Raw genomic sequence first — 23,076 nt, forward strand, 5'->3', positions numbered from 1 at the left:
GATCAGTTTTACGCTAGTTGGGTCGATGTCGCCTTCAAGGTCGGTGTCGTTGCTGAGCACGTCGATGACCACTGGTTGACCAAGTGTGCCGGTTTGGATTTCGTCTTCGGCATTCGGTGCGGTTGGTGGGTAGTCTACGGTGATGGTCGCTTGGTTTGACTTGTTGCCAGTGACATCAGAGACGACATAGTTGACAGGCGTTGGATCAGCGGTAAAACCTGCTTCTGGGGTAAAGGTGACTGCGCCAGTGGTTGGGTCAACACTCCATACGCCTTCGCCGGCAACCGTTAATGTGGTGACTTCAAGACCTGTGTCTGGGTTGATCAGTTTTACGCTAGTTGGGTCGATGTCGCCTTCAAGATCGGTGTCGTTGCTGAGCACGTCGATGACCACTGGTTGACCAAGTGTGCCGGTTTGGCGATCATCTGTTACGAGGGGCGCAGTACCCTCTTCCGTATTGCTGTCATCGTCTCTGCTGTTACTACTTCCACTCGCCAGTAATCCAACCAGTCCAATACCAGCAGCAGCAGGTATCCACCACGGTATCGCAGCTGCTACATATTCTTGACCACCTAAAGCTTGACCTTCTACATCGCCTATATTTAACTGAGTCACGTAATCATAGGTTTCACCAGTATCTGGGATATAGTAGTAATACTCACCATCTTCGGCAATACCAACCAATGCACTATCTGCGCTATCGTAAAAACCTTCTATAATAAGGTCACTATCTTTACCTTCCTTTTCAAACGATACGTGAAGGTCGTTTTTTATCCGTTTAGTAACAATATGATTAGGAGCCCGGTTAATAGATTTGTCATGAAACTCATAGTTTACTTTGTCTACGGCTTTAATGACGGTAGGTGTACCATCTTTAGTTATGATCTCTATTTGGCTTATAGTCTGAGTAGCATCATTCGTTTTTACGACAATAGCATTCATTTTTTTACCTTTTATTTTTTTAGTTGCAACAATACTGTTTGAATTTTTTATGGCCCAATTTACTTATGACAAATTCGTTTTTCTATCAGTTATTTGAACGCTCTTCCACAACAGCAATAACACGGCGGTTAAGCTGACGACCTTCTACTGTTTCGTTACTAGCTCTTGGCTGTGACTCACCATAACCAACAGCACTGAGACGTTCAGAATCTACACCGAATTGAGTGATTAACACTTCTTTTACAGCGTTCACTCGACGTTGTGATAGAGCTTGGTTATATTGCTCACTTGCCCGACTATCGGTATGACCTTCAATAGTAACAATGGTGTTTGGATATTGAGTCATGAACTCTGCGACTTCAGAAATTTTAGAGTAGTATTCAGGCTGAACAATAGCTTTGTCAGTTTCAAACAATACTTCAAGCTCGATTGTCACTTTCTCTGCCAAGACAGGTACTACTGGTGCTGTTTCTAGTGGCTCAGATACTACAGGAGCTGCACAATTAGGCACTACTCGGCTAATTTGATGATTTTGATAGCGTTTGGTTTCTAATAATTGTAATGCACTGTCAGCAGTTATTTCTTCGAGTGTACTTTTTCCTGTATCATCCATATCAACGTAGAAGAAGTATGTTTGACCACCATCAAGCTGATAGTCTTTTTTATCTGCTAATAAGTTATTATCTTTAAAACCAGTAGCGTGAGCACTTAACTGGTTTGTACCAACGCAAGAGTTAACAGCTGTATAATTACCAGGGTGTAGGCTTACTTGATATCTATTATTAACAGAAATATTGGCACTAGTTTGCTCTAAATCATCGTCATTTTTACGAATAAATATCAATCTTGTTTGATCGGTATTAACTTCTGTTGCTAGTAGCTTGCGAACGTCTGTGTCGACTTGATTGTTCCACGTGACATTGCCCACTCTACGACTGTCACCCTCGTTATCAATTCCACTATTGCCTAGAGCAGCGCATCCAGATATACCGAGCAAAATAGTGGGTAAAATAATAGCTGCGATAGTGTTCTTAAATACTCTTTCCATTATAGATTCCTAATTGATAATTTCTTTGAGACAACGTGTTTGTTCTTGCTCGGATACCGCCTAAATATAGTTTATCTTTTAACAAAATAGTCGATAATTTAGACTTGATTTTTACTTACTAGAGAACTTTTGTCTTTTTATAACGCGGTAGAGTTCATTCGGATAAAAAATGACCTGTTTTTATTAATTGATAGTAATTTAAGTATTTTGTAAAGTCAACTTCATAGAATTCAGTTTAAAACCCTCTGATGCAGCGTTTTAAACTGTTACTTCACATGAGAAATCTAGATTTCAATTTATATTAATCGTTGATTACTATAGGAATAATACTACATCATCCATCTGACGCTGCAAAAAATTAGTCAACCGTTTTTCACAGAAACAATTTGTGTTTTGTAATCTATTAACTATATCCAATTCCTTAAAAAACGATTGTTATTATTGAATATATATAATAGAAGTTATTCTTTTTGTAAGAGAGTCGATAGATGGAAAGTAATCAAACTTACAAATAGATTAAGTGTATATCTGTCATATTTTTCTGAATACTTAATATGTTCCAAAATCAGTCATCATGATATTTCGTTTCTAATTTTACTAGCATTAATGTTTGCAGCAACGAATGCATGTAGGGTATAGTTTTCATTTTGAACGTTTAATCAATATAGACTATAGTTAGATAGCCTTATCACTAGCATTACCAGTGATAGTCAAGTAGCACTTAGAGACTCACCTCTAATAGACTATCTAACACCAGTGCCAGAATGCAGTGTTATTTTTCTAACCCAAGGATGATATATGAAAAAACTTAGGACGCCTGATTCGTGTTTTGCTAACTTGCAAGATTACGATTTTGAACCGAACTATTTGATGGTCGATGATACAGAAGGTGGTGAGCTGCGAGTACACTACCTTGATGAAGGTCCAAGCGACGCCGACCCCATCTTGTTATTACATGGTGAGCCTTCTTGGTCTTATCTGTATCGCAAAGTCATTCCCATACTAACAGCAGCAGGACACCGCGTTATCGCGCCAGATCTTCCTGGGTTTGGACGTTCAGACAAACCTGCATCACGTACTGACTACACTTATCAGCGCCATGTCGATTGGATGCAATCGGTTCTTGATCAATTGGATTTAAAAAATATCACACTGTTTTGTCAAGATTGGGGCGGTTTAATCGGTCTACGTTTAGTAGCAGCGCATCCTGATAAATTCGATCGCGTCGCAGCAGGTAATACAATGCTACCGACTGGGGATCATGATCCGGGCGAAGGCTTTCGCAAGTGGCAGAAGTTCTCTCAGGAAACGCCGCAATTTAATGTAGCAGGCACCATCAAAAGCGGTACCACAACGACATTGTCTCAAGCCGTACTGGATGCTTACGATGCACCCTTCCCTGATGAGTCCTATAAAGAAGGTGCTAGACAGTTTCCTATCCTAGTGCCTACGACACCCGATGATCCTGCTTCAGAAAACAACCGTGCAGCTTGGGTCGTGCTAAGCAAATGGACCAAGCCATTTATCACATTGTTTAGTGATTCTGACCCCGTAACTGGTGGCGGCGATCGCATCATGCAAAAGCTGATTCCTGGTACCAAAGGCCAAAATCATACGACTATCACTAATGGCGGTCATTTCCTGCAAGAAGACCAGGGTGAAACGTTGGCTGAGCTTCTGCTGAAGTTCATCAATGACAATCCGAAAGCACAGTAATAGATAACAAAAACCCTGACTGCTAATGTACTAGCAATCAGGGTTTTTAGTAATACTATGATGATTGGTTAACGACAAAAGGCGCGAGCTGTCATAACTAAAAAATCTGCTTTTTATACAGCCTTGCTATACGATATTTTTAAAAATATCATCGATATACTTCTCTACTGCATCATTGTCATTAGTGACCTGCGCATAAGTCCTGAGACCTATAATTTGAATTTGGAAATAACGCGCCAGCTCAACTGGATCTTTTTCTGCGCTAATCTCACCGCTATCAATGGCTTGTCCAAAGAGCACGGCAAACGATGCCTCTATACCTTCCAATATATTTGTTGCATGTGCGAGCAAATCTGGACTATCATTTTGAGTAAGCTCAGCGACTGTCTTGACGATCATGCACATACCACTAGGCGCAGTAGCGCTATTACAGACAATCACCGTATGGATAAAATGTTTTAAGCCATCCAGCACTGTGTCTTTTTGCTCAATACAGTCGGCCAATCTCTTGGCACCATCTGCAGCATAGCGATTCAGTGACTCTGTAAATAGTTTATCTTTACTACCAAAAGCTGCATAAATACTACCTGGGTGCATATTTACCACATCTTGCAAATTGCGCATTGATGTCGCGTGATAGCCTTTTTCCCAATAGAGATTTTTTGCTTTTTCGATCACATCCTCACGATTGAACTTTATCGGAGCACTCATAATTTTCACCTTAATAACTTTGCCTTAAAATCTATTTTAAGGCAAAGTTTGTAGAATCAACCTTAGTTACTGGTTTTAATCACTTTTTATATTATAAGACTTATTAAGTCTCTTTGCTTAGATTAACTGTTTTTATCAAAGTTTTGCGGATAAAGCGCGCGTGCAGCAACGTCATCAAACTCAGTTTTGAAATCAATACCTTTAGGAATGTCACGGGCTTTTTGTACCGCTGGACGAGCATTAATGCTATCAAACCAGCGCTTTAGATTTGGATAATTATCCAAGCCGCCTTCGCCTAGCACGACAGTCGCCTTATCAATCCAGCCCCAAGTAGAAATATCAGCGATTGAGTAGCTATCACCAACCATATATTCACGACCTTCTAGGTGCGTATCTAACACTTCATAATGACGCTCAGCTTCACGAAGATAGCGGTTAATGGCATATGGGATTTTCTCTGGCGCTTTATGTCTAAAGTGAACAGATTGACCAGAAAAAGGGCCTAATCCAGATGCTACAAACATTAGCCATGACAGCATCTCGCTACGATCTTCTGGCTGTCCTGCCAGCTTTCCTGTTTTTTCAGAAAGATACATCAAGATTGCCGTAGAATCAAACACGCGTTTGCCATCATCTTCTAGCGCAGGTGTTTTGCCGTTTGGGTTGATAGCACGGTACTCAGGTGTATGCTGCTCACCTTTTAGCGTGTCTACTGCAACAAGCTCATAAGGCAGCCCAGTTTCTTCAAGAAACAATGCTACTTTCATTGGGTTTGGCGTTTGATGAAAATAAAATTTAAGCATAACTTTATCCTATTATATGAAGACAGTCATCTAATGACTATCAAATCTGGTGACTATAGTCATTCCACTATAAAAATATTACTGCGTTAACCTCGCTTGAAGTATTAAATATACATCTACGTTCGGTTGCCTTGTACTACTTTTAAATTGAATCGACTATATACTAATGACTATAAAAGCTGTAATGAGATAACAAAGATAGACGTCGAAATTTGAAGCACATTTTTATTGTCTGATATACACTATAACCACAAATGAACGGTCGTTCAAGTAATGTTATATATTGATATAATAAACACAGTAACTATATAACTCTGTTCGCATATAGACTCTTTTACCAACAGTCATCCTCACAACTTGTCTAACCATCACACCAATTTAAAGGATTAGAAATGACTACATTAACCGTCATCGCCCATATAACAGCAAAGGACGATAGCATCGCTCTCGTAAAAGCTGAGCTCGAAAAACTCATACCAGCTACTCGCAGCGAAGAAGGCTGTATTCGTTATGATTTGTTCCAGGATAATGAAAAACCCACTCACTTTATGTTTCATGAAAGCTGGGCCACCCGCGAGCTGTGGCAAATCCATATGGAAAACCAACATCTAAAAGACTTTTCCGCCGCAACAGAAGGCGCGGTTGAATCATTCGTGCTACATGAGATGACAGAAGTTAATTAATCTCGATTCATTCAGTCATTTCAATAAGCATTAGTATTTTGGCGGAACTGAAATAAAAAGGAGAGCTTATCTCTGCTCTCCTTTTTCAATATTATCTTTACGCAACGACCCGACAGTTCGATAAGCTTTGTCCGTAACACTAGAGAAAATAACGTTATTAATGCTAAAAATCACTTTTTTACCGTTATTTCCTCTTATTACTTACACAGTGTTACCTTATTAAACTACTGATATTAATAGAATAATATGAATTACGCAAAGGAATGTAATTGAGCCATTACAATTTACTTGAACGATTACTCAAATAATTATTGAGCGATTGCTCAATATCATTTATAGTAGTCTCTATTGACTCGCTTACTAAGCAAAGTTGCTAATTTTGAGTAACTACTCAAGCCAATAATTAAATGCAAATCAGTGACTACTTTGAAGCGAGCATGAAAACTCTAAAACACACCAAATCTCAAACCTATTATTAGGAAGTATATTATGACCGAATTTACTCTACACGATAAAGACACAGCTCCAGCAGAAAGCAAAGACTTGCTTGATTCTTCTATCAAAGCATTTGGCATGGTACCTAACCTACACGCCGTGATGGCTGAAGCGCCTGGCTTGCTAGAAGGCTATCAAAAGCTACATCAACTGTTTTTAGACAGCAGCTTTGATGATGAAGAAACCACTGTGGTATGGCAAACTATCAACGTTGAACATGCTTGTCATTACTGTGTGCCTGCGCATACTGGTATTGCTAAGAGCATGAAAGTAGATGATGCTATCACTGATGCATTACGTGATGAGACGCCACTACCAACTGCACGTCTAGAAGCGCTACGTGACTTTACACTTTCTGTAGTACGTGGTCGTGGTAACGTTGATGACAGCGCGGTTCAAGCATTTTTAGATGCAGGCTACACTAAGCGTCAAATTCTTGAAGTTATTCTTGGTGCAGCTCAAAAAGTCATGAGCAACTATACGAACCACCTAGCTAACACACCAGTCGACAAACCATTCCAGAAATTTGAATGGCACAAAGCTGACTAATATATTTTTCAGCTAACGCTGACACAGTCCATTTGATGTTTTCATACTGTTGTTCGAAACATCTTCGGGCAGCAGTTTTTCATTTTAATTTATTGCTGATGAGAGATCCTATGGAACAGGCAAAAAAACCCTTACAAATAGACATCGTGTCAGACGTTGTCTGCCCTTGGTGCGCTATCGGTTATAGCCAATTGGCCGAGGCACTAAAACAAACCAACACGCCGCACGAGATTCACTGGCACCCATTTGAGTTAAATCCTAATACTCCGCACGAAGGAAGAAACTATCGTGAGCATATTATGGAGAAGTACGGTACAACTGCTGAGGACGTTAAAGAGAACCGAGCTAGAATGACAGCAGCAGGTGCAGAAGCTGGATTTAATTTTCAGTTTACCGATGATTTTCGTACCTACAATACTTTTAATGCGCATCAGTTACTGCATTGGGCTGATCAGAAAGGACGTATGCACGACCTAAAACAAGCATTGTTCGTTGCGCATTTCGTTGATAATAAAAACGTGGCTGATAGTACCGTACTGGCAGACGTCGCAGCAGATATTGGGCTCGATCGTGTTGAGGCGCTTGCCGTTATCGCAGATCAACGCTTTGCCAATGTGATACGTGAAGCCGTACAGCACTCAAAGCAGCAAGGTGTTCAAAGCGTACCATCCGTTATCTTTAACGGTCAGCATCTAGTGAGCGGCGCGCAAGGTGTAGAAAACTACAAAAACATCTTAAAGCAACTAGCAGACATGCCAGAATAAAAACAATAAACTGGATCTGATTTACCAATTACCCCCTACTGAGCACAGTATATAAAAAGGTATCATCATTATGTCAAACTCTAATCATTACGAGCCACCCAGCGTCTGGACATGGGATGCAGAAAGCGGCGGCAAGTGGGCAAGTGTCAACCGCCCTATCGCTGGTCCAACGCATGAAGCAGAACTACCTCGCGGTAAACACCCTTTGCAGATCTACTCAATGGGCACCCCTAACGGCCAAAAAGTCACCATTATGGTCGAAGAGTTACTGGCGTTAGGGGTGACAGAAGCTGAGTACGACGCGCACCTGATTCAAATTGGTGAAGGTGGACAGTTCTCATCAGGTTTCGTTGAGCTAAATCCAAACTCAAAAATTCCTGTACTTTTGGATACCGAGACTGGTAGCCGTGTGTTTGAGAGTGGCGCTATTTTGTTTTATCTGGCCGAAAAATTCGGAAAACTAATGCCTAAAGATGCAGCAGCACGTACTGAAGTGATGAATTGGCTCTTCTGGTTACAAGGTTCTGCCCCTTACTTAGGTGGCGGTTTTGGACACTTCTACTTTTATGCGCCAGAGAAATTTGAGTACCCTATCAATCGATTCACGATGGAAGTAAAACGCCAGTTAGATGTACTAGAACGAGAGCTTGCAGAAAATCGCTATCTAGGTGGCGATGAGTATACGATTGCAGATATCGCCACTTGGCCTTGGTATGGCAATCTAATACTAGGTGAAGCATACAATGCAGGAGAGTTCCTACAAGTTGAGAGCTATCCAAATGTACGTCGCTGGGCAACTGAGATTTTAGAGCGTCCTGCTGTGCAACGTGGTCGCAAAGTAAACCGCACTTGGGGTGAACCTGCTGAGCAATTACACGAACGTCATGATGCCTCAGATTTTGAGCTAAAAACTCAAGATAAACTAGATGCTCAAACAACTGAAGAAGCAAAAAAATAGACGCTTCGTCTATGACTTACTGGGGCGTGTCCTCATTTTAAAAATGGTGATAAAAATGAGATAAATTGCCGTCAAACGAGGAAAATAGTGCAGATAATATCGAGATATTGACCAACTATTTGACGATGTTTGGCAAAATTTAGCTGTTTTTAGCCCATTTAGAGGACACTCGTTTGAATTGAGGACACGCCCTAGCTTACTTAAGTAGTCTTATTGAGCAATTTTAAAGGTAATGTTAACTTTTCCTGTTACTACTTGGGACTACTGTAAACATTCAATACTTTTGTACTTAAGACTGCTAATGTAAGGCTGTTAAATACCAACTAACCATAAAAATACTATTAAAAAGGATAAGAACTATGTCAACAGATTATGCTCAAAAAATTCAAGCTGGTACTAGGTTTCCTGAAATGGAAGTACAAGTATTAAACGGTGAAATGACTTCATTAGGCAAACCTGAAAACGGTCATGACTGGAAACTGGTCGTTGTATACCGTGGTAAGCACTGCCCAATTTGCACAAAATACTTAAATACCTTAGAGACAGTAAAACAGTCTTTCTATGACGTCGGTGTCGATATCATCGCAGTATCTGCAGACAGCAAAGAGCAGTTAGAAGGTCATCTAGATCAAATAGATGTTAGCTTCCCTATGGCTTATGGTCTGACTATCGAACAGATGAACACGCTAGGTCTATACATCTCTGACCCACGTTCAGAAAAAGAAACTGATCATCCTTTCGCTGAGCCTGCTGTGTTCGTTATCAATGCTGAAGGAAAAGTGCACATTGTCGATATCTCGAACGCACCGTTTTCTAGACCAGATCTTGAAGCCTTGGCAAACGGTTTGGCTTTTGTTAGAAACCCAGAGAACAACTACCCTATCCGTGGTATGCACGGCTAATTGATGTAGTAAATATAGAGTGTTGATCCACTCGTTTATTTAGCTGCTCAATACCTAATCAGTATCTAACCAGTTAAATTGCAAAGGGCGTATCGAGATAGTTCTTGATACGCCCTTTTTTTGTTTATTGATAACTTAATCGCTATCAAACGCAGTCGCTTCCCACCTAACTTCATTAGTATTTGCTCATTACTAATGTGTGAGTAGCACTGTTAATCTATAAAAAGAGGTTCTAGACGAAACTCATAGACTAGCCAGCATATAAGGGCTATATTTGAGCTCGAAATATCATCATAAACATTTTCCCTTTTAAGTAATCTGTATTTCTTTTCCATCGGTTTATTTTTATAAATAAAACAAACTGTGTTTATAGTCTGGATGATATTTTGCCTTGGTTGAATCTTGACAAGACTGTACATTTTTATTTAGCAATGCTGTTTATTATTTGTTGTTAACACTCGTACACTGAGATTGATTTCTGCTAAAATCATGCAGCAACATTATCAATATCTCATCATAGGTATGAGTAAAAGGATTCGATATGCGATTGAAATCAATCGTTCAAAAACTACATGAACGCGCTCCAAAATTGGGCAAAGCTGCCTCACTGACGACGGCAACCAGCGTTATCACTTTCAATAGTATGTTAGCTGGTCTACCTGTTTGGGTAATGGGTGCTACCAAGGCTATCACTGGTGCTGCCATCGCTGACAAAGCCGTTATCGATGTGACGAACTATTGGATCAATAGCAACAATGCATTGATCGATAACGTATTACCGCGCAAAGACTGGCGCATTAACTTACCTGATGATGTGCATACAAACGGTAAGTATCTACTGGTAAGCAATCATCAGTCATGGGTTGATACCAGTATCGTGCAATATATCAGCGAAAAACGTTTGCCATTGACGCGCTTTTTTACCAAGTTTGAGCTCATATACATCCCTGTCATTGGTCAGGCTTTCTACTTTCTCGACTTTCCTATGATGCGTCGTCATTCTAAAGAAGCCATCGCTAAAAACCCTGCTCTAAAGGGTAAGGATATCGAAGAAGCGAAACGAGCGTGTGCATTGCTTAAAGACAAGCCTTTTACGCTATTGAACTATCTAGAAGGGACTCGCTTTACCCCTAGCAAACATGATAAACAAGAATCCCCTTATACGCATTTACTTAAACCACGCGCTGGCGGGTTGTCACTGGCTATGAGTGCTTTAGGGGAAGAGATCGATGGGATTTTGGACATGACGATTGTCTACCCTGACGGTGTGCCCACTTATAGCGATCTATGGAAAGGCAACATCAAACGTTTAGGCGTCGATGTACGACATATTGAGATACCTGAAAACCTGTTTACTGCGATCAAGAACGGCGGCTATGAAACAGATGAAGCGATAAAAGCACAGATGTTTGATTGGGTAGAGCAAATATGGCATCAAAAAGATCAGCTAATCACAGAGATGCTAGCTGATTTTGAGAGCAACGACTCTGGAAATAAAGAATTTGAAATTAAAGATAATATTGAACAGGCTTAGCCTATTCTCTCTACCAACAATCCTAATTATTTGATAACCTCAAGGTGTGTCGCACGTGTACTAATATGATAAAGGTAAAGCCATATAATGATGAAGTTCCGCGAAAAATGGTTTTGGGCGTTGTGCCTTGCAGTATTAGTACATGTTGGGGTTTTCTTTATTTTCTATCTGAACACTCATCAGACGGATTCGGTAGAAGTAGCTGATAGCCAAATGAACACGACTGAACCTGCTGCTATCAACAATGTAGATCTACCTGAAAAGGTCTATACCACTACTGTCACCAGCACTAAGACATCTGATGACACTAACGACAATGTAGAAGGCACGGTCAATAAAAAATCTGAGATTGGTAATGAGCTTGAAGCATCTCAGCTAGCAAGTAATAATGGACAAACAGCTAGCGTGGAAAGCAGAAAAGCGCCCCCTTCTTCAGCTGCCAATAACGTCGATAATAAACCTAAAAAAACAGCTTCTACAGCGATAGAATCAGCTCAAGCAAACAAAACTCCTCCACAAGAGGAAAAAGCGCTAAATGCTCAAACAGATAGCAATACCCAGTCTATAGTTGCGAATACTGATGAGAAATTAGAAGAGATTAAGAACAATGCAAGCTTGCTGGATATAGACGTTCCTGCTCAAAAAAGTAACGTTAAAATAGATAAAGACTATCTTTCAGCAAAATCCGAAGTGGAAGCGATAAACGATCAATTGAGTGCGGCTATCAACGAAGTCAAAAAGCGTAATCAGCAGAAAATTGACGAGCAACAACAGTTAAGAAATGAGGCGAATAGCCAAAAACTTCCTGAAAATTCTAATTGATATTAGAAGACTTATGGTTGGTGATCCAATTAGACTAAATACCTCTACATAAAAAAACCCCAGCTATTAACTGGGGTTTTTCAATCTCATTGATAAATACTCAATATTAAGCTGTTAGCGCTCACCCAAACCTTCTGATAAGGTTTTGGTAATTGGCTTAGTCAAATAAGACAATACCGTACGTTCCATCGCTTTAATATCGACAGAGGCTGTCATACCAGGTTTGATGACAATCTCATCACCGCGCCCCTTAAACTCAGCACCATTAATCACAATTAATACACGGTAGTAAGGCTCTTCGCCTTTAGGTGTTTGCTCCATTAGTGTGTCTGGACTGATATAGTTAACTGTACCTTTCATGGCTCCAAAGATAGAGTAATCATAAGCATCGAGCTTAACCGTCGCTTCTTGACCTTCTTTGACATAAGCAATATCAGCAGGACTGACCTTGGCATCTATAACCAAGTCACTACTGGTCGGTAAAATCTGCATAATGACCTCGCCCGGCTTAACGACACCGCCAATAGTAGTCACGTTGATGTTCTTAATTTTACCTTCTGTGGGCGCCATCAAGCGTTTTTCTTCAAGTACTTGTGCTCGATCTCGCAATTGCTCAAGCTCTGTATCTAACTCTTCTTGAGCCTTTGTCATTTCAGCCTGTGCTTCTTCAAAGTACTTATTGCGCTTGTTATTAATCTGCGCTTCGATATCAGCAACTTGACGACTGAGCTTGATGACATCAGCTTGGCTCACATCGCCATATTTTAATAAAGGCTCATTCATGCGCAATTCTTGACGCGCCAGCACCAGCATTTTTTCAAGGGAAGAGACTTCTTCATTGATAGCTTGACGACGTCTATTGTATAGCGCCCTTTGGTTTTGCACGTACTCAGGATAGTCCTGTACCCCTTTAGGAAACACCAACGGTTTTTCAAAAATCTCAGCATTTAGTCTGGCTAGCTTAGCAGTCAATGCAGCTGTTTTAGAAGCAGAATTATCAACAGCTGCTTTAGCACGCTCTTCCTCCAGCACTACCAATAATTGACCTGCCTTAACCTCTTCACCTTCTGTGACAGCCAACTGAGTCAATACGCCGCCTTCTGACGCTTGGATTTCTTGCGTTCGAGCACTGGCGATTACCGTTGCTTGCGCACGGGTCACTTGGTCAATCTTGGCAAATGAGGCCCAGACAATTAAAGTGACGATCCCGATTAATGCTATCCAAATACTCAACCTTGAACGATTAACTTGGGGTTTAGTGGGTGTGTACTTATACTCTGACATGCCTACTTCCCTTGATCGTCTGTTGAATGTTTAGCACTGATGGGTTTTATGCTGATGTTTCTTACTCTGGAGGTAGCAGGCTTATTTTCGTCGGCACCTTCTTTTGACGGTTGATTGGTTTTATCAACGATTCTATCTTTTTGCTGCACGGTGGTTTTATTTTTTGCTTGATCGTTTTTTCTGAGCTCATCAAGTACAGCTTGTTTTGGACCGTCGATAATAATACGCTGGTTATCCATAATGATCAGACGATCTACCAAGTCTAGCAATGCTGTCTTGTGGGTCGACACAATAAACGTCTGCCCTTTCGTCAACTCCTGACGTAGCACTTGTAGGCAGCGCTGCTCTTGTCGGTTATCCATGGAAGCCGTCGGCTCGTCTAGCAAGAACACATCTGGCTTAGTCAGCAGCAAACGGGTAAATGCCACCAGTTGCTTTTGTCCGCCCGATAGGCCTTTACCGCCTTCACTGATCGGTAGGTCAAGACCGCTTGAATGACTGGATACTAAGTTGATTAGCCCTGTCCTGTTCAAAGTCTCTTGAAGGACATCATCATTGGGCGCTGCCATACCGATTAATAGGTTCTCACGCAGGGTTCCTTGAAACAGTCGATGATCTTGCTGCAGATAACCCAAGCGCTCACTAAGTGTCTCACGACTGATTTGATGTATATCAAGTCCGTCTAATAACACGCGTCCTTCTGTGGGTGCATACAGTCCTGCCAGCACCTTAAGCAAGGTAGATTTACCTGAACCAATAGGCCCAAGTATCGCTATACGCTCTCCTGGTTTAATCGATAGTTGCGGAACCGTAATGGCTGGTCGATCGTTGCCTTGGTAATTGAAAGACAATCCATCGCACTGATACGCGCCTTTTATATGCGTAGGCGATAATGGATACGCAACGCCTTGGTTGTCTTGCTCCAGTGCAAACAGACTCTCGATATTCATTTTGGCAGCTTTGGCATGAGCGTACTGTACTAGTAGATTGGGTATCGCCATAACAGGCGCTAACACTCTACCACCAAGTATCGAGCAGGCAATCAGTCCACCCATTGTCATGTCACCTTGCATGACGACAAACGACCCGACTATCACAATACCAACGTAGCTTACTTGCTGTAGCATCTGCGTAAAATACGTTAAGTTATCATTGGCATGCTTCATATCCAAATCGTTTTTGATGGTGACATCCATCACATCTAGCCAACGCGAGAGAAACTTCCAACTGCCTGCTCCTGCTTTTATTGTCTCGACGCCTTCCACCGCCTCTACTAACAGACCTGTCTTATAATAAGAGGCAGTCGCGCCCTCTGATGCAATGGCATCAATACGTTTGCGTGCAATCAGTCCCATCGTAATTGCGATGACTGCCGCTATTACTGGTACAACAGCGACTAATGGCGAGCCAATAAAAGCTATTAAGCTGATAAAAATAATGGTCATGGGCAAATCGACTAAACCAAAAAGCGTGCTCGCCGTAAAAAAGCTACGTACTTGCTCATAACCACGTAGCTGTGCTGCCATAGAGCCAACTGACCCCGGCATTTGGTCGATACGTACTTTGAGTAGACGTTGGAACACTTCTCGAGATAGGTACTGGTCTAGACCGACAACGACCTTATCCATGATTCTTGAGCGAGAAAACTTCATAAACGCTTCAAACATAATCACCAAGAAGACGCCACTGGCTAAAATGATCAGCGTGTATTCACTACGCGTTGGTATGACACGGTCATAAACTTGCATAGAAAATAGAGAAACGGCTAATGCCAACATGTTAATCAGAAAAGTGGCGATAACGGCTTCAGCTAAAATACCTTTATAATTACCCAAATCAGACCTTAATAGATCAGAAAATGAAGCCTTTCGCTGCTTAATATGATCTTCTTTTAAACGAATACGCATGACCAAAGTCAATTCTTCGGCACGCGTATGTACCTGCTGGTTCGATTGTCTAAAGTTCCAACTTTTTTGCGGCGTTTGGCTATCAATCACGCCCCAACCTAAATCCGTTCGATACGCCAGTAAGGGCAAAAAAGCGGCATCAGGCTGCTCTAGTATTTCTGGTGTATCGGTTATACCAATGCCTTGTAATACTGCAATGACACCGCCTAACTCATGAATGCTATGACCTTGCCTGTCCGATTGCTCACTATGACGTTTGACGACATCATGGAGCCGTATATTATCTACTGGATAGCCTTGCTGTCCGAGTAAATGCTTAATCGCATCAGTCAACGTTTCGGTCAGATCGACCTGCTCTGAGTATTGCAGCTCATGATGGTCAACAGACTGAGGCTGTGTCTTTTGTAATTGTGCACTCATATTAATCGCTTATTTAATATTTTAGATGGTTGCGTATGTAGGATAATTTACGCCTGTTCATATGACTTTTTGATTTAATTATTTGTCATATTCTCTTGATCAGTTATCGGCGTAATACTGTAATCATCATTTAACATGAGATACTCACCATTGTTCAAGCTTTGCTCTGCCGTCGCGGGCAGCTTAATATCAATATACTCTTCTGCTGCGTTGTTTCCATAACCAAAATGACTACTAGCGTTGTTTTTGTCTTGTCTATTGAGCCATTGCTTGACAGAGTTGACTGGGCTAAACAAAGTCACTGGGTCACGATTATGAGAAAACTGCTGCCACTGCATGATGCCAAAATCTACTTGTAGCCTATAAAATGCACCCAACATTTCTGCGCGAGTTTGTACCAGCTGGACTTGATAATCGTTATGCTCACGGACAGCATTTAGGACTTCAAGCCATGATTTTCGTCCTGCAATGAACTGTCGGCGGTAAGAGCTGACCACAATCTGTGCCCCTGCTACAGCCGCAACCAACGAGGTTTCCCTGTCTTTGGCACTGACAAACTGCTGATACTGTACCTGAATGTTCTCGATGACATTACGGCGTGCGGCTTCTTGGTTTTGTACTAGGCTGTTGACCTCTGCCTGTGAGGCTCGTGCTAGCGCAAAATTGGAAAATCCAGCACCTGGTGCATAGCTCAATCCTACAGAGAACTTACCATCGTTTTCGTTATCCTCATGATAGTAAGCATGCTCATATTGGGCATAAATGGTTGGATAACGAGCCGCTTGCTGTGCTTCGACACCTTGCTTAGCGGATTCAATCTGGAAGTGTTCTTTTACAACGGTAGGATTGTAAAAGCCAGCTCTATCAAATGCCATTCTTTCAAAGTCAACGGATTGCTGCTTGGCTTGATTTACCAATACCTTAAGGTTCGGTATGCTCGTGACACTCATCTGAGACAATGGTTGACCAATGATTTGTTCTAGCCTAGCAGCGGCGATACGTTGCTGCTCAACTGCCGCTTGATAAGATGTTTGCTCTTGTAGGATACGGTTAGTCACCAGATCAAGCTCAATACGAGCTGACACACCTTGGCCAACGCGACGCTGCATCATGGCTTCAAAATCATTCAGCTCTTTTAAATTCTCTACATGGACACTTTGCGTAGCGACAGCTTGGATATAGCTTTGCCAAGCATCAATCGTTGTTTTGGCCACTAGGTTTTGCTGCTCGTAGATATACTCTACCGCAGCTTTATCATCGAATATGGCTTGATTGACATCTGCGGTGAGCTTACCCCCTGTCCATAGGGGCTGGCGAATGGTCACCTCTGAGACAAAATCATTGTCTCTATCGTAACCTGAGCTTACGCTTGGTGTTGGTAAAAGGTTTAATTTGGCCGCATTAATTCCTTCGGTAGTTGCTTGTTGACTCGCTCGAGCCGACCCTACTAAAGGATGCGTTTGAATTGCCTGCGCCACTAGGCTATTGATTTGGAAATCTGCTACTACTGCGTGTGAAGTCACGGTAAAACATATACCAGTCGCCAAAGCGGTCATAAAATGGCGCACTGAAATACTACGAAGTGACTGCTTACGATTTGACGAATTTTTCATATTATTTTTCAGTGATCAGCTCTATGAATGTTTTTTGAATAAATGTTGATCTTTTATGCACTAAACCTTACTAAAACTTACCTTATAAGGCAATAAGATAATAATTTAAATAAAGTCTAATCTGTCATATAAGATAGTCTTAGAGCTACTGTGTCGTTGGCCTCAATTCGCCAGTATAGCTCCACACTTAATAAATCATCAGTAAAACCATAACGCTACGTCGAAAAATCAATAGATATTAATTAAATATTTCGTAAAATCAATCTAAGTCTATTACTACTAATAGACTTGGATAATTGAACATAAAAACGTGCGTCTTACTCGCATACAAATACTGTTTAGCATATAGCATAAAATAAGAGTATAGCTACAATATAAGTTTAAGATAGTTCGTAAATAATGGCATACATTAATTGCTATTTGAATGAAGCCTCCCAAGCCGCTCTTTACGGAGTAAACCTACCATAGCTATTCATAATTGCTTTGGAGATGCTATAACATATGTCTCGACTTTCAGCTCCTAAAGTAATACTAAGATAATGCGTGTCATCATCAGTCCAGTAGTTTATAAGATTCAAACCTATACCAACCAAGTTACCTGTCTTCAATCCTAGAACATTCGGATGAGAGTGTATAAGCTTGTTGGTATCAAAAACCTTCTTACCATTGTATTCAAAATACTTGAAAGAACAGTAAGAAGCTATCGCCCCATATTGGCTGATAAGACAGATTTCATATCTTGACTGCCTACTTCTACTGGCTGATTTTTGTCTTCGTTATCTGTATGGACTACATTATGAGTTGATTGATATTTTTTAGCAGCGAGCTTTGGGTAATTAGCCGTTTTTAAAAAATCAAAGTAACCAATAAGCCCTGATAGATAGTGCTCTACATCATCAATTCGCACTCTGAACGAGTGATGGCGGATAAAAAATCCATGTAAAATCGTTTGCGGGGATTTATAAAACATGGCCATTTCTGGAAAGAAAAAACCATTTATAAGATGATTAGCACGCGCATGCAATGCCTGATAAAACCCTTGAACATCAAAACCTGCTAACACATCATGAAACTCCGGATGCTCATCTAGCTTTAATAGCATTTTATGGAACGCCATGGATAGCTCAAGCAATGTCGGAAAAGTAGTGATACGGTTTTTGATAAAATCGGTATAGCCTGCAATATTGTTGACTGCAAACTGAAAATACTTTTTTTCGGGCTTATAAATGATCAGCTCGTTTGAACAGTAAGACAACCAATGGTCATGTGCTTGATGATGCTTGGCTTCAATGAAATAGTCAAAAGCACGAGTGACACAGTCAAGCCAACGTGCATCTTTGGTCAAGCCATATAAACGCATCATTGCAAATGCTGCCTCACCATCATAATAAATGATTCGATTCTTGGCCTTTAGCGTTAAATCTTTACTATGTAAGACATGTATGAAGCTACCATCATCTTGTTGCATCGCGATGATGCCTAGCGCTAATTGCTCTGCCAACGCATGATAATCATCTGCTTTTGGTGTGCCTTTAAACACTTGCAAATATTTAACGATTGCTAATATCGCAACAGCATTTGCGCCTAACTTAATCTCTCCGCCAGTATCAATCACATATGCTTTGTCATCATAGATCTGAATAAGCTCATCGATCAGGTAGCTCATGGCATTATCAATACTAACTTTCATATTAGCCAAAGCAAGCTCAGCCTCATTATTACGATAGGCGTCAAAACCATGACAAGCTTCATAGCCTTCTATCAGTGCATAGGTGCTACTGGCATGGCGCAGACTATTATAAGTATCTATCGTGCGACCAAAACAAGGAAAGTATCCATACACATATTGGCCAGAAGGCTGCACCTGTCTGGCTAAGTAATTTGTAGACATCTCAATAATAGGCTGAGTCGTATCTGCCGATAGTGGCAACAACTTGCGGTGACCCTTAAAGCGTGGCTGTGTATGAAGGTCATGGCACTCACCTGTATTCTGATCGATAAATACACCTGCCGTATTAAAACTAATAATGGGTAAATCATCGCTAAACTCTGGAATTTGGCTACTGCCATGGCGTGCTTTTAGATACACATTCAGGTTGTTAGTATTAACCCCTGCATGAGAAACCGTATTACCCATATAAAGGCATGCATTGGCATTCAGCTCCATTTCGGTGAGCAATAACCATGGCTCACGCACTCCTTCAAATGCAACGCCTGAGCGATAATAATTGCGCTTAAATCCTTTTAGACTTTGCTGAAAATTTGACCAAGTAGTGAGTGAAGCTTGATTAAGCCACTCAAGCCTTAACCAAACAATAGGAGCATCAAACTTTTCTGATAACTTATCAATTTTTACTATTATCTCTGGCAATATCTTTTCAAAATCAGAAAAATCACTGGTACTACCTATTTTATCTATATTTGCTAAATTCCTAGTGATAAAAGTAATCGTTTTGGCTTTTTTGCAACCATCAGATACCGACAATACAAAAGTATTGGCCAAATTATCTAACACTATGCCATCTGAGCTGCTTTCTGTTTCTTTATTTAGCTTCGTGAGATGTGACTGCGTCCAGTTATCATAAATAGATGGTAAAAATACTTCTAAATATTTTACTAGAAGATTCGAGTTTATATGTTCATCCATGTCTTTATTGCCCTGCCCTGTAGCACCTTATGCTTTGCTGTATTTGCATATAAATATACAGCCATTATATTAAGGCTATTTTTTATACTTATTCACTATAGCTCAAAAAAATTAGACAAATATTGTAAAAAACGCCTCCATTTTGGAAGCGTTTTCAAGATAAAAGTTCAACTATTGAATGTTAGATAATGTTGGTAATATCAGTATCGATATAAATCTGTGTAGATGTATCAGTACCTACTTGCCATACATTATATAGCTCATTTTCTGAGGTAATCTGTGCAACATTGGACCAACTATCGCCTTCTAGATCGACCGTATCATCGCTATCACCTCTGACATAGATAGCAGACTCAACATCGCTAACTGCCACATTTAAAGTATTAGCCCCGATGCCACCAATATCAATGATATCAGGCTGCATCATGTCAGCTAAACTAATGACTTGACCTGCGCCCTCAAAGCTTAGAACATCAAGCCCTTCGCTTGAGACAGTCAATGATGTATCAGGAATATCGATAGAAGTTGCATCATCAGCAAGTGTGAAGCTACTGGCGCTCATACTTGCAGCGGCTGCACTTGAGTCGCTAGTTGTAGCTTGCCCATCACCATTGATGGTGATGGTCAGCATAGCCGTATCAATATTGCCATTACCGTTATCAATCGTATATTCAAACTCATCTGTTTGACCAATCACATTGACATTTTCGTTTGGTGTATAAGTATATTCACCGTTAGTGTCAATTGCCAAACTACCATAGTTACCTACGATGGTGGTGAGTCCACTGATCGTATCACCATTAATATTAGTTACAATTGTCGCTAACCCTGTATCGGTATCATTATCAAGCACATTACCAGTAGCTGGTACTAAATCGATATTAAGGTTTGTGGTTATAATTGAGTCAGTCTTGACAGTGACAGATGTTCCTACACCAAGACTCAATAATCCGCTTCCATTGGCAACCACAATGTAATACTTCGCACCGCCAGAAAAAGTATCCAGTTCTAAAGCATCTCCTTTCCAAGTTCCGCCAATAAGACCAGCTATACCAGCTGTGTAATCAAGCCAGTTTGGTACGGATTGAACCAATTCAGCTTGCGTACTACCTACTTCTTGACGATACACTAGGACATCAAAGTCCTTATCGCTACCAAGTGATAATCCTAATGCTTGGCTTCCACTACCAGATATCGTAAGGTCTTGTGTGGTATTGGTTGCAACATCTACTGTAAAAGCAGTACTTGAGCCAAGCAACACTACATCAACTAAGTCACCGACTGCGCCAAGGCTAACCAAGCTATTAACGGTTCCAGTCTCGCTACCAGTAGTACTCGCTACAACAGGTGTTATAGCAAGTCCAGCAGAGGCCTGATCATCAATAGCATCTGGTATTGTAGTATCTACTGTGACTGTCACAGCAGGTGCATTACCGCTCACATTGTCGACAGCATCTTTGATGTTGTAGCTTAGCTCATACTCAGCATCATCTAAAGGCGTTTGCGGCGTTAAAGTATAGCTGCCATCGGCGTTTTCAGTGATCATTGCATCAACTACGATGCCATTTACCACTAACTGCAGTGTTTCACCGTCACTAAGTACGCCAGCAGCAACCTCAAGGCTTGGTGTATTGTCATTTGTGGTACCATCATCTGAAATGACTTCTGAAGGTGTTAGCACATCACCACTACCATCATTAGCTACATTGTCTGTAATAGTTGCCGCTGTGACTGGTGCATCAGGGGCCGTAGAGCTGATATTAATCACCAGTTTTGCGGTATCACTGTTACCTGCTGCACCGTTAGAGATGGTGTACTCAAACACCTCTGTTTCACCTGACGAAGCATAATCACCATTGACCGTGTAAGTATAGTCACCATTTCCATTAATCACTAGTACACCGTATTGTCCCTGTATAGTAAATACATTGACACCGTCGACAAGCTGAGATGTTGGCTCTGAAACTGTATTATCACTACTTATGTCCGTCAGCTTAGTGTTGACAGTAACCGTATCTTCACCCAACTCACCTGTTACTAATCCGTCAGGATCAATCACGTTGCCTGTGATAGCGGTACTTGAGTCAAAATCATATTCCGTTAACGTGGCGGTGACATCAGTGGTTTCAAGCAGCGTTAAGGTATTGCTGAGCAATGCTACTGCAACCGCATCCAATACTGGGTCAACCACACCGCCAAGCAAAGTGTTCAATACAGGATTATCTTGAAGTAACGTCACCAACTCATCGACACCCAGCTCATTCGTTACTAGCAATGCAGCTGACAGAATACCTTTCACAGTAGTTCCTAACTGCAAGGCAGGATAGTCCGTGTTGAGTGAGGTTTCCACTGCATTTAAGACAGCCTCTTGGTTGTTTGGACCTAAAATGATGCCTGAGTCACCCAACTCTGCCAACTCCACATCTTGTACTAAAGTAGCTAATGCACTCTCACTTTTGCGCACCACCACAGTGTAATCTCCTGGCTCTAAACCAGATACGACTGCTGTTAATGTGTCATTGCCCGTCAATCCTAATAATTCTAGACCTATTACATCACCCACCAGTGGGTCACCACCAGTAGTTCCTACATAAACACGGTCGCCATTACTATTGTAGACTTCGATGTTGACCGCATCCGCTACTGCGACTAGCGCTGTCTGACTAACTTCAATACTGACCGTACCATTGGCGCCTTCACTTACCGTAAAATCAAGCGTACCATCTGTACCGCTATCGCTTTCGGCGACACCAAGTACGGTGACGCTATCGTTATTTACTGAAGGATAAGTGGTTACTTGTAATTTACCTAAATCGATATCATTGGAGTCATCTTGAGCGATGATGACGGTGGTATCAACCGTCACGCTAACAGCAGGAGCATCATCACTCTCGTTATTTGCAGCATCTATGAGGTTGTAGCTTAAGTCATGCTCACCATCAGTTAATGGCGTGGTTGGCGTTAAAGTCATGCTGCCATCACCATTGGTCACAGAGGTTGAGGGTACAACCACTCCATCAATGACCAATTGCGGGGTGCCGTTGGCCACTTGATCAGCAGGGACGGTCACACTTGGGGTGTTGTCGTTAGTCAGGCCGCCATCAGTAATGGTTTCTGCAGGGTCAAGCACATCACCGCTGCCATCATTGGCGACGTTGTCAGTAACAACAGGGGCATCAATCGGCGCAGTTGGTGCCGTGGTATCAGGCGCAAGCGCTGGTGCCGACTCTAATGAGACGTTGGTCGCTGCATCCGTGGCCGTGGCGGTGATGGCTTCT

General features: G+C 41.4%; 17 protein-coding genes. 8 read left to right on the top strand and 9 right to left on the bottom strand.

The genetic code is table 11. The features are described from left to right. Both ACIGBM_RS06160 and ACIGBM_RS06165 read right to left on the bottom strand, forming a co-directional pair. Positions 1-942 (bottom strand): Ig-like domain-containing protein (locus tag ACIGBM_RS06160; protein ID WP_397477122.1); only part of this gene is annotated, 942 nt, incomplete at its 3' end. Between the two features lie 85 nt (positions 943-1,027). Continuing rightward, positions 1,028-1,990 carry an OmpA family protein gene (locus ACIGBM_RS06165; RefSeq protein WP_397477123.1) on the bottom strand — a complete coding sequence of 321 codons (963 nt, stop codon included), beginning with the start codon at positions 1,988-1,990 and terminating at the stop codon, positions 1,028-1,030. 798 nt (positions 1,991-2,788) lie between these two features. Here ACIGBM_RS06165 and ACIGBM_RS06170 point away from each other — a divergent pair. Beyond that, positions 2,789-3,706 (top strand): haloalkane dehalogenase, encoded by a 918-nt coding sequence (locus ACIGBM_RS06170; protein WP_397477124.1) that lies wholly within the window; start codon positions 2,789-2,791, stop codon positions 3,704-3,706. 126 nt (positions 3,707-3,832) lie between these two features. Here the strand turns inward: ACIGBM_RS06170 and ACIGBM_RS06175 are convergent, their stop codons facing one another. Both ACIGBM_RS06175 and ACIGBM_RS06180 read right to left on the bottom strand, forming a co-directional pair. After that, positions 3,833-4,417 carry a TetR/AcrR family transcriptional regulator gene (locus ACIGBM_RS06175; RefSeq protein ID WP_101205246.1) on the bottom strand — a complete coding sequence of 195 codons (585 nt, stop codon included), beginning with the start codon at positions 4,415-4,417 and terminating at the stop codon, positions 3,833-3,835. 122 nt (positions 4,418-4,539) lie between these two features. Further along, positions 4,540-5,220 (bottom strand): glutathione S-transferase family protein, encoded by a 681-nt coding sequence (locus ACIGBM_RS06180; protein ID WP_057760571.1) that lies wholly within the window; start codon positions 5,218-5,220, stop codon positions 4,540-4,542. A gap of 392 nt (positions 5,221-5,612) precedes the next feature. Between ACIGBM_RS06180 and ACIGBM_RS06185 the strand changes: the two genes are divergently transcribed. The 7 genes from ACIGBM_RS06185 to ACIGBM_RS06215 all read left to right on the top strand — a co-directional run bounded on the left by ACIGBM_RS06185 (position 5,613) and on the right by ACIGBM_RS06215 (position 11,927). Beyond that, a complete protein-coding gene (locus ACIGBM_RS06185; RefSeq protein WP_397477125.1) occupies positions 5,613-5,903 on the top strand; it encodes a putative quinol monooxygenase in 291 nt (96 codons plus the stop codon). A 489-nt stretch (positions 5,904-6,392) separates the two neighbouring features. Next, on the top strand, positions 6,393-6,947 hold the full coding sequence (locus ACIGBM_RS06190; RefSeq protein ID WP_201548648.1) for a carboxymuconolactone decarboxylase family protein: 555 nt from the start codon (positions 6,393-6,395) through the stop codon (positions 6,945-6,947). A 110-nt stretch (positions 6,948-7,057) separates the two neighbouring features. Further along, positions 7,058-7,711, top strand: coding sequence for a DsbA family protein (locus tag ACIGBM_RS06195; protein WP_397477126.1), 654 nt, complete (start codon positions 7,058-7,060; stop codon positions 7,709-7,711). Positions 7,712-7,781: 70 nt separating this feature from the next. Beyond that, positions 7,782-8,669, top strand: a complete 888-nt coding sequence (gene yghU, locus ACIGBM_RS06200; protein WP_397477127.1) for a glutathione-dependent disulfide-bond oxidoreductase — start codon at positions 7,782-7,784, stop codon at positions 8,667-8,669. Positions 8,670-9,028: 359 nt separating this feature from the next. Then, positions 9,029-9,571 carry a peroxiredoxin-like family protein gene (locus tag ACIGBM_RS06205; RefSeq protein ID WP_397477128.1) on the top strand — a complete coding sequence of 181 codons (543 nt, stop codon included), beginning with the start codon at positions 9,029-9,031 and terminating at the stop codon, positions 9,569-9,571. A 541-nt stretch (positions 9,572-10,112) separates the two neighbouring features. Beyond that, entirely contained in the window at positions 10,113-11,105 is a 993-nt protein-coding gene (locus ACIGBM_RS06210; RefSeq protein ID WP_397477129.1) for an acyltransferase, read from the top strand. 87 nt (positions 11,106-11,192) lie between these two features. Beyond that, positions 11,193-11,927: a hypothetical protein gene (locus tag ACIGBM_RS06215; protein ID WP_397477130.1), complete on the top strand. Its 735-nt coding sequence runs from the start codon at positions 11,193-11,195 to the stop codon at positions 11,925-11,927. 114 nt (positions 11,928-12,041) lie between these two features. Here the strand turns inward: ACIGBM_RS06215 and ACIGBM_RS06220 are convergent, their stop codons facing one another. The 5 genes from ACIGBM_RS06220 to ACIGBM_RS06240 form a co-directional block, all read right to left on the bottom strand. Beyond that, a complete protein-coding gene (locus ACIGBM_RS06220) occupies positions 12,042-13,211 on the bottom strand; it encodes an HlyD family efflux transporter periplasmic adaptor subunit (RefSeq protein ID WP_057760587.1) in 1,170 nt (389 codons plus the stop codon). A gap of 2 nt (positions 13,212-13,213) precedes the next feature. Beyond that, on the bottom strand, positions 13,214-15,538 hold the full coding sequence (locus tag ACIGBM_RS06225; RefSeq protein ID WP_397477131.1) for a type I secretion system permease/ATPase: 2,325 nt from the start codon (positions 15,536-15,538) through the stop codon (positions 13,214-13,216). A gap of 74 nt (positions 15,539-15,612) precedes the next feature. Beyond that, positions 15,613-17,151: a TolC family protein gene (locus ACIGBM_RS06230; RefSeq protein WP_397477132.1), complete on the bottom strand. Its 1,539-nt coding sequence runs from the start codon at positions 17,149-17,151 to the stop codon at positions 15,613-15,615. A gap of 700 nt (positions 17,152-17,851) precedes the next feature. After that, entirely contained in the window at positions 17,852-19,798 is a 1,947-nt protein-coding gene (locus ACIGBM_RS06235; RefSeq protein ID WP_397477133.1) for a hypothetical protein, read from the bottom strand. A 181-nt stretch (positions 19,799-19,979) separates the two neighbouring features. Next, positions 19,980-23,076 (bottom strand): beta strand repeat-containing protein (locus ACIGBM_RS06240; RefSeq protein ID WP_397477134.1); only part of this gene is annotated, 3,097 nt, incomplete at its 5' end.

The sequence above is a fragment of the Psychrobacter sp. NPDC077938 genome (assembly GCF_044542635.1).
Lineage (GTDB): Bacteria > Pseudomonadota > Gammaproteobacteria > Pseudomonadales > Moraxellaceae > Psychrobacter.

Excerpts from the sequence above, each read along its gene's own strand:
- ACIGBM_RS06165 (WP_397477123.1), bottom strand. The coding sequence starts at position 1,990 with ATGGAAAGAGTATTTAAGAACACTATCGCAGCTATTATTTTACCCACT.
- ACIGBM_RS06170 (WP_397477124.1), top strand. The coding sequence starts at position 2,789 with ATGAAAAAACTTAGGACGCCTGATTCGTGTTTTGCTAACTTGCAAGAT.
- ACIGBM_RS06175 (WP_101205246.1), bottom strand. The coding sequence starts at position 4,417 with ATGAGTGCTCCGATAAAGTTCAATCGTGAGGATGTGATCGAAAAAGCA.
- ACIGBM_RS06180 (WP_057760571.1), bottom strand. The coding sequence starts at position 5,220 with ATGCTTAAATTTTATTTTCATCAAACGCCAAACCCAATGAAAGTAGCA.
- ACIGBM_RS06185 (WP_397477125.1), top strand. The coding sequence starts at position 5,613 with ATGACTACATTAACCGTCATCGCCCATATAACAGCAAAGGACGATAGC.
- ACIGBM_RS06190 (WP_201548648.1), top strand. The coding sequence starts at position 6,393 with ATGACCGAATTTACTCTACACGATAAAGACACAGCTCCAGCAGAAAGC.
- ACIGBM_RS06195 (WP_397477126.1), top strand. The coding sequence starts at position 7,058 with ATGGAACAGGCAAAAAAACCCTTACAAATAGACATCGTGTCAGACGTT.
- yghU (WP_397477127.1), top strand. The coding sequence starts at position 7,782 with ATGTCAAACTCTAATCATTACGAGCCACCCAGCGTCTGGACATGGGAT.
- ACIGBM_RS06205 (WP_397477128.1), top strand. The coding sequence starts at position 9,029 with ATGTCAACAGATTATGCTCAAAAAATTCAAGCTGGTACTAGGTTTCCT.
- ACIGBM_RS06210 (WP_397477129.1), top strand. The coding sequence starts at position 10,113 with ATGCGATTGAAATCAATCGTTCAAAAACTACATGAACGCGCTCCAAAA.
- ACIGBM_RS06215 (WP_397477130.1), top strand. The coding sequence starts at position 11,193 with ATGATGAAGTTCCGCGAAAAATGGTTTTGGGCGTTGTGCCTTGCAGTA.
- ACIGBM_RS06220 (WP_057760587.1), bottom strand. The coding sequence starts at position 13,211 with ATGTCAGAGTATAAGTACACACCCACTAAACCCCAAGTTAATCGTTCA.
- ACIGBM_RS06225 (WP_397477131.1), bottom strand. The coding sequence starts at position 15,538 with ATGAGTGCACAATTACAAAAGACACAGCCTCAGTCTGTTGACCATCAT.
- ACIGBM_RS06230 (WP_397477132.1), bottom strand. The coding sequence starts at position 17,151 with ATGAAAAATTCGTCAAATCGTAAGCAGTCACTTCGTAGTATTTCAGTG.
- ACIGBM_RS06235 (WP_397477133.1), bottom strand. The coding sequence starts at position 19,798 with ATGGATGAACATATAAACTCGAATCTTCTAGTAAAATATTTAGAAGTA.